The sequence below is a fragment of the uncultured Williamsia sp. genome, from assembly GCF_947494875.1.
GTDB lineage: Bacteria > Actinomycetota > Actinomycetes > Mycobacteriales > Mycobacteriaceae > Williamsia_A.
Genome location: NZ_CANLWM010000001.1, coordinates 290596 through 305908, shown reverse-complemented (window position 1 = coordinate 305908; position 15313 = coordinate 290596). Strand labels below are relative to the sequence as shown.

Below are 15313 nucleotides of genomic sequence, written 5' to 3'. Positions count from 1 at the left end.
CTCGCCACAAGAAATGCGGCCGGGAGGGTGGTAGATGTCAGGGCTCGCAGAGCCGGGGGACGCCACGGCCAACACCATGGTCGGGGCCGAGTCGATGCGCGCGCCGCGTCGTCCGACCCGACGCAGATCGGTCGCCGAGCGGGACGCTGCTGCGCAGCGGTTCCTTATCGACACCGTCGAGGACCGGTTCGACCCGGACATCGACATCGACTGGTCGGCACCGCCGTGGCCGGACGCGGCATGGCTGCCCGACAGCCTCGTCGGGACAGCGGGCACCCGCCCGTGGCGACGGCTGTCGCCTGCGGCGCGCCTGGACCTCGGACAGCACGAGCTCGTCGACCTCCTCACCCTCGCCGCGTTCGCGACCACGGCGCAGTCGATGCTGGAGTTCCGGCGCATCGGCGAGGACCAGACGCTGTGCGACGACACCGCCCGGTGGGGGTTCGCCACCATCAACATCCGGACCACCAGCACCGCGATGCTGGGTCGGCTCGTCACCGTCACCGGTCTCCCGCCGAACGGCCACGCCACGCTGGCTCGTCGCTTCGAGCGGTACACGTTGCTCACGCCCGCCGGCGGCACCACGGCGGCGCTCTATCTCCTCGCCGAGTCGTTCGTGCACGGCCTGGCGTCCGCGCTGGCCGAGGACCCGGGGGTCCAGCCCCACGCCCGTCAGGTCGCCGACGTCCACCTCCGGGCCACGCGACGGTTGCGCGAGTTCGCGCACCTCGACTTCGCGTCGTCGGTTCCCGGCCGCAGTCGCTTCCTGCTGGCGTGGTACTCCGTCGCCTCCGCTGTCGTGATGCGCGCCGTGACCCGCGCGCTCGACCGGTCCGACGCCGCCGAGGTCGTAGGTGTTCCCCGGTGGCGCACCCGACTCGCCCGCCGACGCGCACCGATGCGCGCCCGACGGGCCCACATCCTGTACGGCGAGTTCCTCGAGGCCGCACGCGCCGCGGGGATGTTCACCGACCCGGTGAGCCGGATGCTGGTCCGGCGCACCGGGGCACGACTCGACACTCCAGCTGAGGGGGAACAGTGACCATCGAGAGCATCGCGCCCGAGACCCTGACCCGGGACACGACCGTCGAGACGACCCGTGACGTGGAGGCCGAACGGGTGGCGCTCGCCGAGCGTCTGCTGCGGTCCACCGCGGACCGCGCCTACGACGGCGACCTCGACATCGACTGGGACGCACCGATCGCACCCGACAAGCCGTGGGCGACGGAAATGCGCGGGACACTGTTCGGCACCGAGATTTACGCGGCGCTGACCGACGACCAGAAGCTGCGCCTGAGTCGCGCGGAGGCCGTCGCGATCCTCACCTACGGCATCAACGCCGAGATCGGCCTGTGCACGAACCTGCTGCGCGGCATCTTCCACGGCAAGGACTTCGCCGACGCGAGCACGCTGTACTCGCTCAGCGAGATCGCCGAGGAGACCCGGCACTCCACGATGTTCGGTCGGCTGATCAACAAGACCGGGATGGAGCCCTACCGCCGCCCCAAGGCGCTGTCGATGCCGTTGCGGCTCATCGGGTTCATCCCGCACGGCCCCGTGGTCTACGCGGGCACGCTGCTGGTGGAGGAGGTCCTCGACCGTGTGCAGCGCGAGTCGATGGCCGACGAGACCATCCAGCCCCACGTCCGCCAGCTCATGAAGATCCACGTGCTGGAGGAGGCCCGGCACATCACGTTCGCGCGCAACGAACTCGCCGACGCGATCGACCGGTCGGGGCCTGTCTCACTCGCGATCAACCGCCTGCTGTGCGCGGCGCTGACGCTGTTCGTGATGCCCACGCTCGTCGACTCACAGGCGTACAAGTCCGTCGGCATCGGCCAGCTGCGCGGATGGTGGGCCGCGCAGCGGTCGCCGCGCTACCGCGAGAACGCGTCCTTCATGTGCGGTCCGATGCTGCGGTACTTCCACGAGGCCGGCCTGATCAAAGGCCGTGTGACCACAGCGCTGTACCGCGCGTCGCGGGCCCTGCCGGACGACGTCCTGCAGGCGATCCGTGACGAGGAGCGTGGCCAGTGAAGGACTTTCGCGACAAGGTCGTCGTCGTCACCGGCGCGGGGTCCGGGATCGGCCGTGCTCTCGCGCTGCGGCTGGCCGACCGGGGCGCGAGACTCGCGCTGAGCGACATCGACATCGACGCGGTCACCGAGACCGTCCGGATGGCCGAGAAGCTCGGCGTCGAGGCGGTGCCGCATCGGCTCGACGTCGCCGACCGGTCGGGGTTCCTCGATTACGCCGACGAGGTGCGAGGCCACTTCGGCGGTGTGAACGTCGTCGTCAACAACGCCGGCGTCTCGTTGTCGGCGACGGTGGCCGACATGCAGTGGGACGACTTCGACTGGATCGTCGGCATCGACTTCGGTGGTGTCGTGAACGGCACGAAGGCGTTCCTGCCGGACCTGATCGCGTCGGGCGACGGACACGTCGTCAACGTGTCGTCGGTGTTCGGTCTCATGTCGATCCCGGGCCAGAGTGCCTACAACGCGGCCAAGTTCGCGGTCCGCGGGTTCACCGGCTCGCTGCGACAGGAGATGATCAGCGGCGGGCACCCTGTCGGCGTGACGTGCGTGCACCCCGGGGGGATCAAGACCAACATCGTCCGCAACGGACGGCAGAGCGGTGAATACGCCCAGGACCTGCAGGTGAAGGACGAGAACTTCCAGCGGATCGCGTTCACCCGCCCGGAGACCGCGGCCAAACGGATCATCCGCGGCATCGAGAAGAACAAGCCGCGGGTGCTGATCGGACCCGACGCCCGACTGTTCGACAGCCTGCCGCGGCTGCTCGGCGGTCGATACCAGGACGTCATGGCTCGCCCGTTGGCCGCCGGCCAGCGCATCGGTTCGTGAGCGACGGACCGCGCGGACGCGCCCACGACCTCGAGATCGTCGAGATCGTCCGCGAGACCGCCGACTCGGTGTCGCTCGTGCTGGACGTCCCCGAGTCCGTGGCCCATCGCTTCCGCTATCACCCCGGCCAGTTCCTCACCGTGCGCGTCCCCGGGGGTGACGCGGGATCAACTGTGGCGCGGTGCTATTCGATGTCGAGCTCACCCCACCTCGACGACGATCTGATCCTCACCGTCAAGCGGGTGCCCGGAGGTCGGGCCTCGTCGTGGTTGTGCGACGAGGTGCGGGTCGGCGACCGACTGACCGTGCTCACACCGTCGGGGTCGTTCTTCCCCCGCACGTTCGACGAGGACTTCCTGCTCGTCGGGGCGGGCAGCGGGATCACCCCACTGATGTCGATCGCCACGTCGGCATTGATGGGCGGGGTCCGCGACGTTCGGTTGTTCTACGCGAACCGCGACCCGGACTCGGTGATCTTCGTCGACGAGATCGCCGAGCTGCGTGCCGAATTCGGCGACCGGTTCACGGTCGAGCACTGGCACGAGTCGGAGCGGGGCCTCCCGTCCCCGGACGCCCTGGTCGATGAGCTCGCCGCACATCCCCGGCATCGCATCTGGGTGTGCGGTCCGGGGCCCTTCATGGCGGTCGTCGAGAAGGCCGCCGAGGCCGTCGGTGTCCCCGCGGACCGCGTCCACACAGAGCGGTACCGCTCGCTGTCCGGTGACCCCTTCGCCGACGTTGACGTCACCGTCGTCAACAACGACGACGACGCTCAGGTGTCGGTGACCCTGCGCGGCGACACCGTGGACCTGGCGTGGCCGCGGTCGGCGACCCTGCTCGACGTGTTGCTTGCCGCCGGACACGACGCCCCGTTCTCGTGCCGCGAGGGTGAGTGCAGCTCGTGCGCCTGCCGCGTGGTCAGCGGCGACGTCACGATGCGCAAGAACGACACCCTCGTCGACTCGGACATCGCCCTGGGGCTGACGCTGGCGTGTCAGGCGGTCCCGCGCTCGGAGGAGATCACCGTCACGTTCGACACCTGACCCGGCGGAGTACGGTGAAGGTGGTTATCGACTCACGGTCGAAAACCCCCGACCAACGGAGCGCCTGATGGACGTCGACGATCTCGTCGTGGTGGGTGCCGGCGTCGCCGGTCTCACCGCCGCACTGCACGCCGTCGAGCGTGGGTTGTCCGTCTCCGTGGTCGCCGCCGCGGATGCGCGGGACGGCTCGGTTCCCGCGGCCACCTCGACCGCCTATGCCCAGGGCGGGATGGCGGCGTTCGCCCCGGGCCGGGGTGACTCCCTCGACGCGCATGTCGCGGACACACTCACCGCCGCAGCCGGGCACGCCGACCTCGCCGCGGTCCGGTCGATCCTCGCCGACGGTCCGGCCGCCGTCGACTTCGTGGCCGGGCACGGCCTCGCCTTCGACCGCGACCCGTCGGGTGACCTCGCCCGCACCCGCGAGGGCGGCCACGCTGTCCGACGCATCGTGCATGCCGGTGGCGACGCGACCGGCGCCCATCTGCATGCCGCGCTGTGGTCGGCCGTTCGTCACGATCCCCGGATCCGGGTCCGCCGGGCGGTGGTGCGTGACGTCGCGATGGTGGACGGCAGGGCCGTCGGGGTGGTCGACGCGGACGGGCAGTTCCTCCCGGCGCGATCGGTGGTTCTCGCGACGGGCGGACTCGGGGCGCTGTGGACGTCGACGACGAACCCGCCGTCGTCCGTCGGGTCAGGCGTCGCGCTCGCACTGCGGGCGGGCGCGACCGTGGCCGACCTCGAGTTCGTCCAGTTCCACCCCACGATGCTCTTCACGCCCGGCGCGGGCGGTCGGTGCCTGCTCATCACCGAGGCGTTGCGGGGGGAGGGCGCGCGACTGGTCCACGCGGACGGTGCGTCGATCACCGCGGGCGTGCACCCCCTGGGCGATCTGGCGCCCCGCGACGTCGTCGCGTCCGCGGCCCATCACGCGATGGTCTCCACGGGTGCGCCGTGTGTGTTCCTCGATGCCCGCGACGTCCCCGACCTCGCCCGTCGCTTCCCCACCGTGACCACCGGGGTGCGCGCCACCGGCATCGACCCGGTCCGCGACCTGATCCCCGTCGTGCCCGGAGCGCATTACCACTGCGGTGGCGTGCTCACGGACCTGCGCGCACGGACCGACGTCCCCGGACTCCTGGCCGCGGGCGAGGTCGCGCGGACCGGTCTGCACGGCGCGAACCGGCTCGCGTCCAACAGTCTCACCGAGGCCGTCGTCATGGGTGTCCGCGCCGTCGAGACGGCATCGGAGGACCTGTCGGTGACGCCGCCGGCGGCTGTCCCGCAGGTCCGCCACGACCGCGGTCCCGGTACCCCGGCGGCGGTGATCCGCGCCGCGATGACCGCGGGCGCCGGCATCGACCGCGACGCCGTAGCACTCGAGAACGCTCTCGCCGCAATCGATTCCGGAGGATCCGCCGACACCGCGGACATGGCCCTGGTCGCGCGGGCCGTCGTCACCGCTGCTCTCCTGAGGACCGAGAGCCGCGGGTGCCACCGCCGCTCGGACGCCGTCGCCTCCGGCGATGCGGACGCGACTTTCACCCTTCGCCTCGACGGTGCCGGCGGGGAACTCACCGCGTCGACGATGTCCCGCGATCACGCTCCCGTCGCCGCGGTCTGAGACCAGCCACCCCGCGACCGTGCAGTAGATGCACGCGACCGTGCAGTAAATCCCCACGATCGTGCATTCGCGTCGATGTCGGAGGAATCGAGTGCCCGCTCGGCGAGATCGACTGCACGCTCGGCGGGTGATCAGGGGGTCGGCGGGGCGATCCTGCTGACGAACTCGACGACGGCGTCGCTGAAGGCGTCGTTGTCGTCGCCGGCCGCGGTGTGGCCCGCCCCACGGAGTTCGGTGACCTCGGCGTGGGGGACGCGCCGCCGGAACGCCGACAGCACGTCGTCGGGGACGACGTCGGACAACATCCCGCGCACCAGCATCATCGGGATCTCGAGGCGCGCCGCCGCGTCGTCGAGCTGGTCGGTGGGGATCCGGGCGACGGTCTCCGCCGCGATGACGTTCGGGTCCCAGTGCCAGTACCACCGGCCGTCCTCCCGCCGCCGGAGGTTGCGACGCAGGCCGTCGATGCTGCGGGGCCGCTTCCGGTGCGGCAGGTACGCCGCGACCGCGTCGGCGGCGTCGTCGAGAGAGTCGAAACCGCTGATGCCGCTGCGCATGAACGTGCGGATGCGGCGGCTGCCGCCACGGTCGTAGCGGGGGACCACGTCGACCAGCACCAGCGCGGACACCTCGTCGACGCCCCAGCGATCCGCGACGGCGATGCCGGTGAGGCCTCCCATGCTCGCCCCGATGAGCGTGACGGGACCACCCAGGTCGGTGATCACGTGATGGACGTCCTCGGCGAGGACGTCCATGTCGTAGTAGCCGTCCGACGACCAGTCGCTGTCGCCGTGGCCGCGACAGTCCAGGGTCACCACCCGCAGGCCGGCGGCGGCGAGATGATCGCCGGTCCTCTTCCACGAGTGCCGGGTCTGGCCGCCGCCGTGCAGGAGCAGGGCGGTCGCGGTGGCGCCGGTCGGTGGATCCCACCGGCTGCCGACGAGCCCGATGCCGCCGGCCCCGGTGAACCGGACGGTCGTGGATGCGTCTGCGGGCTCGTCCGTCGTCGCTGCTGAGATGTCCCCCGTGGTCACCAGGAAATGCTACGCATGCCACACGATCTGCACCGACCGACCCAGAACTGAACCCCCTTTCAGAAATCTTCCGTTCTGTGTAACCTCGCTTACGTCGGCCCGTCGCCGCCCCGGCCGGGCTGTGCCCGACAACCGAGAGGGTCGCGATGAAGCGCCTGGTCTTCGAGTCCGAACACGATCAACTCCGCTCGTCGGCGAGTGCCTTCGTCGACCGCGAGGTCCTGCCCTACGCCGACCAGTGGGAGGCCGACGGGATCATCGATCGCGAGGTGTTCAAGAGGGCTGGTGAGGCCGGGCTGGTGGGCCACTACATCCCCGAGGAGTACGGCGGCTCGGGCATCGACGACTTCCGCTTCAACGCCGTGATCATCGAGGAGATGACACGGGCGGGTTCGCGGGCGCCGGGACTCACCCTGCAGAACGACATCGTCGGTCCGTATCTCGTCAACCTCTGCACCGACGAGCAGAAGCAGCGCTGGCTGCCCGGGTTCGCGGCCGGCGACATCATCGGCGCGATCGCGATGACCGAGCCCGGTGCCGGCAGCGACCTCGCCGGCATCAAGACGTCCGCGGTCAAGGACGGCGACCACTGGGTCCTGAACGGGTCCAAGACGTTCATCTCCTGCGGGATCAACTCCGACCTCGTCATCGTGGTGGCGCGCACCGACCCGGAGGCGGGCCACAAGGGCTTCACGCTGCTCGCCGTCGAGCGGGGCATGGAGGGCTTCGAGCGCGGCCGCAACCTCGACAAGATGGGCCAGCACGCCCAGGACACCGCAGAGCTGCACTTCGACAACGTGCGGGTCCCCGAGACCAACGTCATCGGGCAGGAGGGTCGGGGCTTCTACCACCTCATGCACAACCTGCCGTCGGAGCGGCTGGCCATCGCGGTCGGCGCCGTCGCCACCGCGCACCAGGCGTTCCAGATGACCAAGGACTACGCGCTCGACCGCAAGGCCTTCGGCCAGTCGATCGGGTCGTTCCAGGTCAACCGCCACAAGCTCGCCGAGATCGCCACCGACCTCGACGTCGCCCGCGCCTACGTCGACCGCAGCATCCAGGCCATGGTCGACGGCGAGCTGACCGCCGTCGACGCGTCGAAGGCGAAGTGGTGGACCACGGAGCTGCTCAAGCGCATCGTCGACACCTGCGTGCAGCTGCACGGCGGCTACGGCTACATGGCCGAGTACCCCATCTCGCGCATGTACACCGACGTCCGGATCGAGACGATCTACGGCGGGACCACCGAGATCATGAAGGACATCGTGGGTCGCGACCTGGGCTTCTGATCCCTCCGAGGCGTGTTCTCACCGCCCGCTCATCGACCTTTCAGGAACATCGTGCATCCTGAATGCAGGGGTACGAATGTTCGGTCGGGGTTCTCGACAGCCGGACGGGGGGTTACCGGCCGGAAGGCAGGTGGCAGAGGTGAGTGTTCTCCTCATCGCCGTCGTCGCGACGATCGTTGTCGTGTGGGCCACGGTTGCCGTGCTCGTCTCGGTCCTCGTGGGCAGGGCCATATCGCTGGCGGAGCAGCGCGCGACCGACGAGGCCCCGCCCCTCGACGACCGGATGCTCGCGGAACAGAGCTGAGGTCCCCGCCGTCGCGTGCACATGGTCGGATCCCTGCGGCTAGTCTGATCGCGCGCGGGGGCGAGGGGATGGGGCATGGTTCACGACGGATGTTGGTCGACCGTCATCTGCACGGAGGCCGAACGTGCCGCTCTGGGGGACACCAGTGTCGGCGGCTGGGTGGTGAACTGTCGTCTGTCCATCGGCCACCGGGGCGATCACGCGAGTGACGCCGAGATGGTCCCGCGCTTCGACCGGCGCCTCTGGATCCAGTGGAACGACGCCGCCGCGCACGCGCAGTCGTTGATCGAGCGGAACCCCTGCTCCGCACCGGCGGTCACGCCGTGCATGTTGTTCGAGGGACATCCCGGCGCCCACTGGTTCGCGCCGAGCAACGGCCACGCACCACGCCCCGCGCCGCCCTCGCCGCCCCCCGCGCCCCCGGCGTCGCCCGCGCAGAGCACCGACATCCCGCAGCGGGCGATCCTCGACCTGGCGACCGATGTGCCGTCGATGCGCAGTCGCGCCGTTCGCACGCCGGGCCTCGACGATCCGGGCGCCGAGTTGCCACGACAGGGCCGACCCGTGGACCAACCGCGCACGCCCGACCAGCCGCTGGGCCGCCACGGCGGACCCTCACGCGACCTCGACGACCACCGGACGGCGAGTCCGTCCCTGACCGATCCCGAGGTCGTGGCCGCGCTCGACGAGGTCGTCGTCGCCCTGTCCCGCCTCGCCGACCTGCTCCGCGCGCCGCGTGGCCGGCGGGCACGCGAGAACTGACTGCCCGCCGCCTCAGACGGCGGCCAGGTGTTCGGTGACGATCGCCGTCGCGCGGTCAGCCCCTCCCGCTTCGGCGAGAGACGCGGCGACCTGCCGGCTCCTCTCGCGCACCGTATCTCCGGTGACCGTCGTGTACGCCGCACGCAGCGCGTCGACGGTGGCGTCGGACGTGTCGACACGGACAGCGACACCGAGTGCCACCAGCGCGTCGGCGTTCTCGAACTGGTCGACGGCCTGGGGCACGGCGATCATCGGCGTCCCGGTCACCAGCCCCTCACCCGAACCGCCCATGCCGGCGTGGGTGACGAACACCGTTGCCGCGTCGAGCATCTCGCGCTGGGGGATCCAGGAGTGGAGCTCGACCCCGCGGGGCAGAGGGCGTCCGCGGGTGACCTCATCCGGATCGACCGACCCGATCTGCAGGACGAGCCGGGTGTCATCGATGTCGCCGAACGCGGTGAGACACCGTCGGTAGAACGCGGGCTGGTGAGTGAAGGCGCTGCCGAGTGAGACGACGATGAGCGGTGTGTCGTCGGGAGGACTCCACGCCGCCGGGTCAGCGCGACGCACGGCCGGCCCCACGAAGGTGTAGACGTCTCGGTCGACCTCGTCGCGGTGTGGCTGCAATTGTTCGGCGATGACCACGATGCTGCGTTCGGGGTGGCCGATCCATTCCAGCGGGTCCGCGGAGATCCCGTGTGCGCGCAGCATCGCCTGCTGACGGGACAGGTAGGCGACGCCGCGGGGGTCGGCTCGGACACCGTCGAGGAACTCGGCCATGTCACGCTCGTAGCCGCGCCACGCGACGTACGTGGGCGACAACTGGATCGCCGGGATGCCCTGTGCCACAGCGACGAGACGGGCGGGGACGCCTGCGATGTCGTACAGGACCAGATCTGGTGGATCGTCGTCGACGATCGCCGTCACCGCGGGGAGCATGGCCTCGTACTCGTCCTGGAACAGCGCGAGATGGTCCACGGCGTCGGTGTCGCCGGCGAAGGCGTGGTCGACGAGGACGGACGAGTACGACACCAGGGTCGCGCCGAGCGACTCGACCTGAGCACGCCACGAGGCGTCGTTCACGTACGACACCCGGTGGCCTCGCTCGACGAGCCGTCGGATCACCTCGCCGTGGGGGTTGACGTGTCCTGGTGCGGGAATGCTCGCCATGAGCACGTGTGCCATCGTCGATCCTCTCGCCCGTCGGGGTTCCGACGGTCGCACGACGACCGTGCCGACGTCACCCGGTTTTCGGGGGGCCGCCACGGTGACACCGATCAGGGCGCGGGTTCGTAGACCTGCGGGGCGAGACTGTTACCGGGACGGATGGCTGCGCAGTTGCTGGGCGCGGGTCGGTCGGCGAAACGATCGGTCAGCCACTGCAGCGCGCCGGCGAGCCAGGGGACGGCGGAGAGCGTGTGGCTCAGCGCCGGGTACTCGTCGTACTGGATGCGCAATCCCGCTGCGCAGTAGTCACGCATCAGGGTGCGCACGTCACCGGCGACCATCACGCCGTCGCCGGTGCCGACACCGGCGGGCCCGGTGGGGGTTCCCTCGAGTGCTCCGTTGGCGCCCTGCGCGACGAACATCGGGATGGAAGGCGTGCCTGCGGCTCCCATGTTGACCTTGTTTGTGGCGTCGACGAACGCGCGCACCGAGTTGGGGTTCCGGTACTTCGGCTGCACCACCTGCGGCCAGGTGAGTCGTCCGTACTGACCGAGGACGTTGAGGATCGACGCATCGGCGAGGCGGCCGAGGATGCGTCGCCCGAAGTCGTTGATGTACGGGCCGAAATCGATGTCGTAGGCGCGGCCGATGCCCACCACCGCCATCCCCGCGACCCCCGACCAGACCGGTGTGCCGCTGATGTAGCGGAGATTCGTGGCGGGGTTCACCAGGAGGCCGCCTTGCGCCGCACCGATCAGCTGCCGGTCGACATCCGGTGCGTACCTGGGTGCTTCGATCGCCGCCCAGTTCGTCGCGATCGCGCCGCCGGAGTACCCGATGAGCCCGACGGGTGACGTGCCGGTGATGCGGGTCGCAGGCACATCACGCACGGCACGGAGTGAGTTGAGGGTGTGCACCCCGTACTCGGGGCCCGCCGCGAAGTTCGCCTTCGGGCCCTCGGTGTCGGGGATGACGACGGTGTAACCCGCCGCGAGCATCGGCCCGACGATGGCACCCTCACCGTTGGCGGCGACGCCGCCGATGGCCGGATTCCCGCCCGCCGTGAGGCCGCCGAGCCGGTCGTCGGCGGCGATGGCCCGCGACGGGGAGTCCGCGGGATTCAGTGAGTCGTAGGCGGATTGGTACGAGACGACCTTCGTGGTCGGCAGTGGTCGCGGCGGGATCAGCACCGACGTGACGTTCGCGACGGGTGCGCCGACGGAATCGGTGGAGCGGTACAGGATCTGGATCGCGGTGACCGGGGTGGCGACTCCGAGGACGTGGTACGGGATCGTCCGTGTCTTGAGCACCGCCCCGGGTGCCGCTGCTGCGACTGTCGAGGGCGACGCAGCGTAGAAGGGGTCCGCGGCGGAGGCGGTGGGCGCCGCGAGGGCGGTGGCGACAGCGGCGACAGCCAGGACACCCACCGCGATGTGACGTGTGACACGCATGGTGAGGACCCTAGCGATCGAGACGTATCGGAGCAATTTTGTCTCGCTTCTCGGAGGGTGATGTCTGTCCGTGAGCACCGCCGGGTCAGATGACGGTGCCGACGTCGCGGGTGACGATGGCTTCCATGGCGCGCTCGGCGATGGCGGCGATCGTGATCGACGGGTTGCAGGCGCCCGTCGTCCCCGGGATGAGCGCCCCGTCGACCACGTAGAGACCTCGCTTGCCGAGCACCCGACCGTCGATGTCGCACACCGACCCCATGCAGGCGCCACCCAGGCCGTGCCAGGTCGTGTTGGCGATCGCGTTGGTGTCGACCAGGGTGCTCCCCGGCCCGGCGATCCGGTGAGCGCGACGGCTCATGAGCTCGCGAATGGCGTGGTCACCGTCCCGCGGCCATCGCAGGATCACCGAATCGGAGGCGCCGACGTAGTCGAACCGGCCGCGGTCGGGACTCACACCGAAGCCGACCATCATCGCTGTGCGCAGGTCGGCCGGGAGGGGCGGGAGGCCCGCCTGGATCACCGTGTTCGCCGTGGTCGGATTCGACCAGTCCTCCGACGCGTACACGACGGGGCCACCCTGGACGGCGCCGAACCGCTCGGCGGGGTCGTTCCAGACGTAGATCAGATCACCGTTCGTTCCCCAGCCCGTCCCGAGCGCGTCGGGCATGTCGCGGATGTGTCCCAGTGCGGCGGACCGCACGAGGATCTTCGGGGTGTTGCCGCTGCCGGCGGCCATGACGAGCGCGCGGGTGGTGAGGATCTTCTTCTCGATGACCCGGCCGGCGAGGTCGAGGTGATCGGCGTGCACCTCCCATCGGCCGTCACGGGTCTCGAAGACCTCGGTGACCTCGTGCAGTGTGCGGACGTCGAGTCGTCCGGTCGCCTCCGCTGCCGCGAGGTAGGTGACGTCGACGCTGTGCTTGCCCCCGTTGTTGATCCCGATGGACCCGTTGTTCGTGTACGAGGGCCGCAGCTCTCCGCGGAGCTCGGCCAGTGCGTAGCTCCAGTCGACGGGCACGGGCACCTTGTCGACCTGATAGCCGGCCCGACGGGCGTTGCGGGCGAAGACGCGGGCCGACTCGTAGGTCGGGCTCGCGATGAGTTCGTCGGGCGGCGTCTGGAGCTGCAGCATCCGCGACACCCGTGGGTAGAGGACCCGGTCCATCCGCGTGTAGTCGATGCCGGAGGGGAAGTGCTCCTCGAAGACGGCACGTGAGGGTTGCAACGACATGCCGAGGTAGGTGATGGAGCCGCCGCCGTAGGAGGCACCGCACAGCGCCGTGATGGTGTCGCCGACGACCGCGTCGATCAGGCCCGGGTACGGCGGCACGGGCCCGATCCGTGGGAAGCCCGTCGGGAGCAGTGTGCGTAGCGCCTCGGGGGCGGTGCCGAACCAGAGCAACCGCTTGTCGGCGAGGTTCGAGCCGGGTTCGGGGAAGGTGTGGGCGTTCGGGCCCGTGGGCCATCGGATCCCGCGCTCGAGCAGCGTGACCTGCACACCGGCTTGCGTGAGACGGAGAGCGCTGACGCCGCCCCCGAAACCGGATCCGACGATGACCGCGCGGTGGTCCTCGCGCACCGTGGGGATGCGCGCCGGCCTCGGTGATCCCGGTTGCGTCGGTCGTGCGACGGCCGGCCCGGCGACGGTGCCTGCGGCGGCGACGGCTGCACTGCCGGCGAGAAAACTACGACGGGTGATCGACATGCGTCTCCAGACGAGGGGATCGGGGCGAATGGTCGACCGGAGACTAGGGGCGCGAGGGTCGTGTCGGCCCCGCCCAACCGGTGAAGTTTGAGACTGTGAACAACAGAATCACCCGCGAAATGTGACAGAAATGCGCAAAACTGTCTCGTTCTTCGATGGTGGACGGTGGGCTCAGCGCCACGCCGCGGGCAGCCCAGGTCCGATCCATCGACGCAGGAACGCACGGAGGCGGTCGTCGTCCTCGAGTGCGGGATCGTCGAACAGGATGACCGACAGCGCCAGGCGCACCGACACCTCGACGACGTCGTCGACACCCGCCTGCAGCTCCGGCGACCGGCTGACGAGGGTCGAATACGCCTCACGCAGGATTGCTTTCGCGCCGTGGATGAACGACGGGTCGAAGAACGGGTTCGCCTCGGACGGCGTGATGAGCCGCGTCACCAACGGATCTGCTCGCGCCAGCGCGCGGCCGGAGACGATGAGTTCGACGACGTAGTCGAGCGGGGTCTCGACGGCCTGGGTACGCGCCTCCAGTTCGTCGCGCAGATGGGACACGAGCGAGCCCACCGCCTGGAGGACCAGGTCGTCGGCACCGTCGAAGTTCCGGTAGATGGTCTGGCGCGACGCGCCGGCGGCCTGCGCGACCGACGAGATGGACACCGCGTCGAAACCGTCGGCCCGCACGATCTCGAGCGTGGCCTCGAGGATCCGCTGCCGCGCGCGCATACGCCGATGGTCCCACGCCCCGGCCGGCCGGCCCGCCCGCGACGGGTCAGCGAGCCGCGTTCTTCACGAACTCCTCGACACCCGCAGGCGGACGTGTCCCACCGAAGTACCCACCGCGCACGTGTCGCCGACGCTCGTCGTCGTCGGTGGCGCGTGCGGCGGAGTGCCACAGGTAGGCGTCGTGCAGGATGACGTCCCCGGCCTCGGCGTACACGGCGACCTCGCCGCGGACCTTCTCGAACCGCAGCGGCATGTCGAACGGCGGTGTCCGGTCGGTCCGGCCTCCCGACGCCCGAGCGCCCTCGGGGACGGTCACCCCGTTCGCGTTGCGGAACGGCGCCGGAGTGGCCCAGAGGTGGCTTCCGGGAACGACTCTCAGGAAACCGTTGGCAGGGCTGGTGCCGTCGACGTGGATCGTGAACGCCGTGCTCGGCCACACGTCGAGGCTCGGGCCGGCCTGCCAGTCCGAGTGCCACCCGATCCGGGCGTATCCGGAGTCGCGACCCGGCCGTGCGTCCTGGTAGACGACCCCGAACTGTTCGTGTGCCCGCAGCCAGCAGTCCGGACCGAGGATGGCGCTCATCACCGAGACGAGCGCCGGATCGGTGACGGCGTCGGCCACCGCCGGCGACACCTCGGACACGTACTCGACGTAGTTCACAACCCCCGGCGCCGACGCGTCATCGTCGAGGAACACCGTCGACCCGTGCCGTCCGGCGAGCGCACCGCTGAGCACGCGCGCCTGCGCGTCGACACACTCGGACTCGATTCGTGCCAACCGCTCCTCGCCGACGAGCCCCCGCAGGATCGCGTATCCGTGCATGTCGTAGAACCACAGGAGGTCAGCCGTCTCGTCGAGGCCGAAGACACCGTGATCGTTCGCCGCACCCATCCGCCGAGGTTATGACCGGCCGCGCGATCTCGCGCGTCGAACGTCCGGGCGCATACCCCCAGGGGGTAGCGCGGACCGGGCGATTGCGGGTATACCTGGTGGGGGTATCCGATCAGAGGAGGTCGTCGTGGACGAGACGCACCAGCACGGCTACATCCATCGCAAGGACGACTACCTGAAGCGACTGCGGCGGATCGAGGGTCAGGCGCGCGGCCTGCAGCGCATGGTCGACGACGAGGCGTACTGCATCGACATCCTCACGCAGGTCACCGCGATGACGAAGGCCCTGCACGCCGTGAGCCTCGGGCTGCTCGAGGAGCACATGAGCCACTGCGTCGTCGACGCCGCCCGCGAGGATCCCGAGCTCGGCCAGGTGAAGGTGACCGAGGCGATGGACGCCATCACCCGTCTCGTCCGGTCCTGACCGAGCGCACCGTTTCCAGGAA

Annotated in this window: 15 protein-coding genes; 9 read left to right on the top strand and 6 right to left on the bottom strand. The window is 70.0% G+C overall.

What is annotated here, in order from left to right:
- Positions 1-34 precede the first annotated feature (34 nt).
- From Q1A98_RS01610 to nadB, 5 genes are all read left to right on the top strand, one after another.
- On the top strand, positions 35-1042 hold the full coding sequence (locus Q1A98_RS01610; protein WP_299569365.1) for a diiron oxygenase: 1008 nt from the start codon (positions 35-37) through the stop codon (positions 1040-1042).
- Positions 1039-2037 carry a diiron oxygenase gene (locus tag Q1A98_RS01605; RefSeq protein ID WP_299569364.1) on the top strand — a complete coding sequence of 333 codons (999 nt, stop codon included), beginning with the start codon at positions 1039-1041 and terminating at the stop codon, positions 2035-2037. Before Q1A98_RS01610 ends, Q1A98_RS01605 begins: the two co-directional genes overlap by 4 nt.
- Entirely contained in the window at positions 2034-2867 is an 834-nt protein-coding gene (locus Q1A98_RS01600; RefSeq protein WP_299569362.1) for an SDR family NAD(P)-dependent oxidoreductase, read from the top strand. The genes Q1A98_RS01605 and Q1A98_RS01600 overlap by 4 nt, the downstream gene beginning before the upstream one ends.
- Entirely contained in the window at positions 2864-3910 is a 1047-nt protein-coding gene (locus Q1A98_RS01595; protein ID WP_299569360.1) for a ferredoxin--NADP reductase, read from the top strand. Before Q1A98_RS01600 ends, Q1A98_RS01595 begins: the two co-directional genes overlap by 4 nt.
- Before the next feature lie 67 nt (positions 3911-3977).
- Positions 3978-5534: an L-aspartate oxidase gene (nadB, locus tag Q1A98_RS01590; protein ID WP_299569359.1), complete on the top strand. Its 1557-nt coding sequence runs from the start codon at positions 3978-3980 to the stop codon at positions 5532-5534.
- Positions 5535-5665: 131 nt separating this feature from the next.
- Here the strand turns inward: nadB and Q1A98_RS01585 are convergent, their stop codons facing one another.
- On the bottom strand, positions 5666-6568 hold the full coding sequence (locus Q1A98_RS01585) for an alpha/beta hydrolase (protein ID WP_299569358.1): 903 nt from the start codon (positions 6566-6568) through the stop codon (positions 5666-5668).
- Between the two features lie 146 nt (positions 6569-6714).
- Between Q1A98_RS01585 and Q1A98_RS01580 the strand changes: the two genes are divergently transcribed.
- The 3 genes from Q1A98_RS01580 to Q1A98_RS01570 all read left to right on the top strand — a co-directional run bounded on the left by Q1A98_RS01580 (position 6715) and on the right by Q1A98_RS01570 (position 8923).
- Complete coding sequence (locus Q1A98_RS01580; protein ID WP_299569356.1) at positions 6715-7857, top strand: acyl-CoA dehydrogenase family protein; 1143 nt, start codon at positions 6715-6717, stop codon at positions 7855-7857.
- A 139-nt stretch (positions 7858-7996) separates the two neighbouring features.
- Complete coding sequence (locus tag Q1A98_RS01575) at positions 7997-8161, top strand: hypothetical protein (RefSeq protein ID WP_299569355.1); 165 nt, start codon at positions 7997-7999, stop codon at positions 8159-8161.
- Between the two features lie 75 nt (positions 8162-8236).
- On the top strand, positions 8237-8923 hold the full coding sequence (locus Q1A98_RS01570) for a hypothetical protein (RefSeq protein ID WP_299569352.1): 687 nt from the start codon (positions 8237-8239) through the stop codon (positions 8921-8923).
- 12 nt (positions 8924-8935) lie between these two features.
- Here Q1A98_RS01570 and Q1A98_RS01565 read toward each other — a convergent pair whose 3' ends face one another.
- The 5 genes from Q1A98_RS01565 to Q1A98_RS01545 form a co-directional block, all read right to left on the bottom strand.
- Positions 8936-10108, bottom strand: a complete 1173-nt coding sequence (locus Q1A98_RS01565) for a macrolide family glycosyltransferase (RefSeq protein WP_299569350.1) — start codon at positions 10106-10108, stop codon at positions 8936-8938.
- A gap of 92 nt (positions 10109-10200) precedes the next feature.
- Complete coding sequence (locus tag Q1A98_RS01560) at positions 10201-11541, bottom strand: lipase family protein (protein WP_299569349.1); 1341 nt, start codon at positions 11539-11541, stop codon at positions 10201-10203.
- An 85-nt stretch (positions 11542-11626) separates the two neighbouring features.
- On the bottom strand, positions 11627-13249 hold the full coding sequence (locus Q1A98_RS01555) for a GMC oxidoreductase (protein WP_299569347.1): 1623 nt from the start codon (positions 13247-13249) through the stop codon (positions 11627-11629).
- 171 nt (positions 13250-13420) lie between these two features.
- Positions 13421-13975, bottom strand: coding sequence for a TetR/AcrR family transcriptional regulator (locus tag Q1A98_RS01550; RefSeq protein WP_299569345.1), 555 nt, complete (start codon positions 13973-13975; stop codon positions 13421-13423).
- 46 nt (positions 13976-14021) lie between these two features.
- Entirely contained in the window at positions 14022-14867 is an 846-nt protein-coding gene (locus Q1A98_RS01545; RefSeq protein ID WP_299569343.1) for a phytanoyl-CoA dioxygenase family protein, read from the bottom strand.
- 127 nt (positions 14868-14994) lie between these two features.
- Between Q1A98_RS01545 and Q1A98_RS01540 the strand changes: the two genes are divergently transcribed.
- Positions 14995-15291, top strand: a complete 297-nt coding sequence (locus Q1A98_RS01540) for a metal-sensitive transcriptional regulator (RefSeq protein WP_299569341.1) — start codon at positions 14995-14997, stop codon at positions 15289-15291.
- Positions 15292-15313 lie beyond the last annotated feature (22 nt).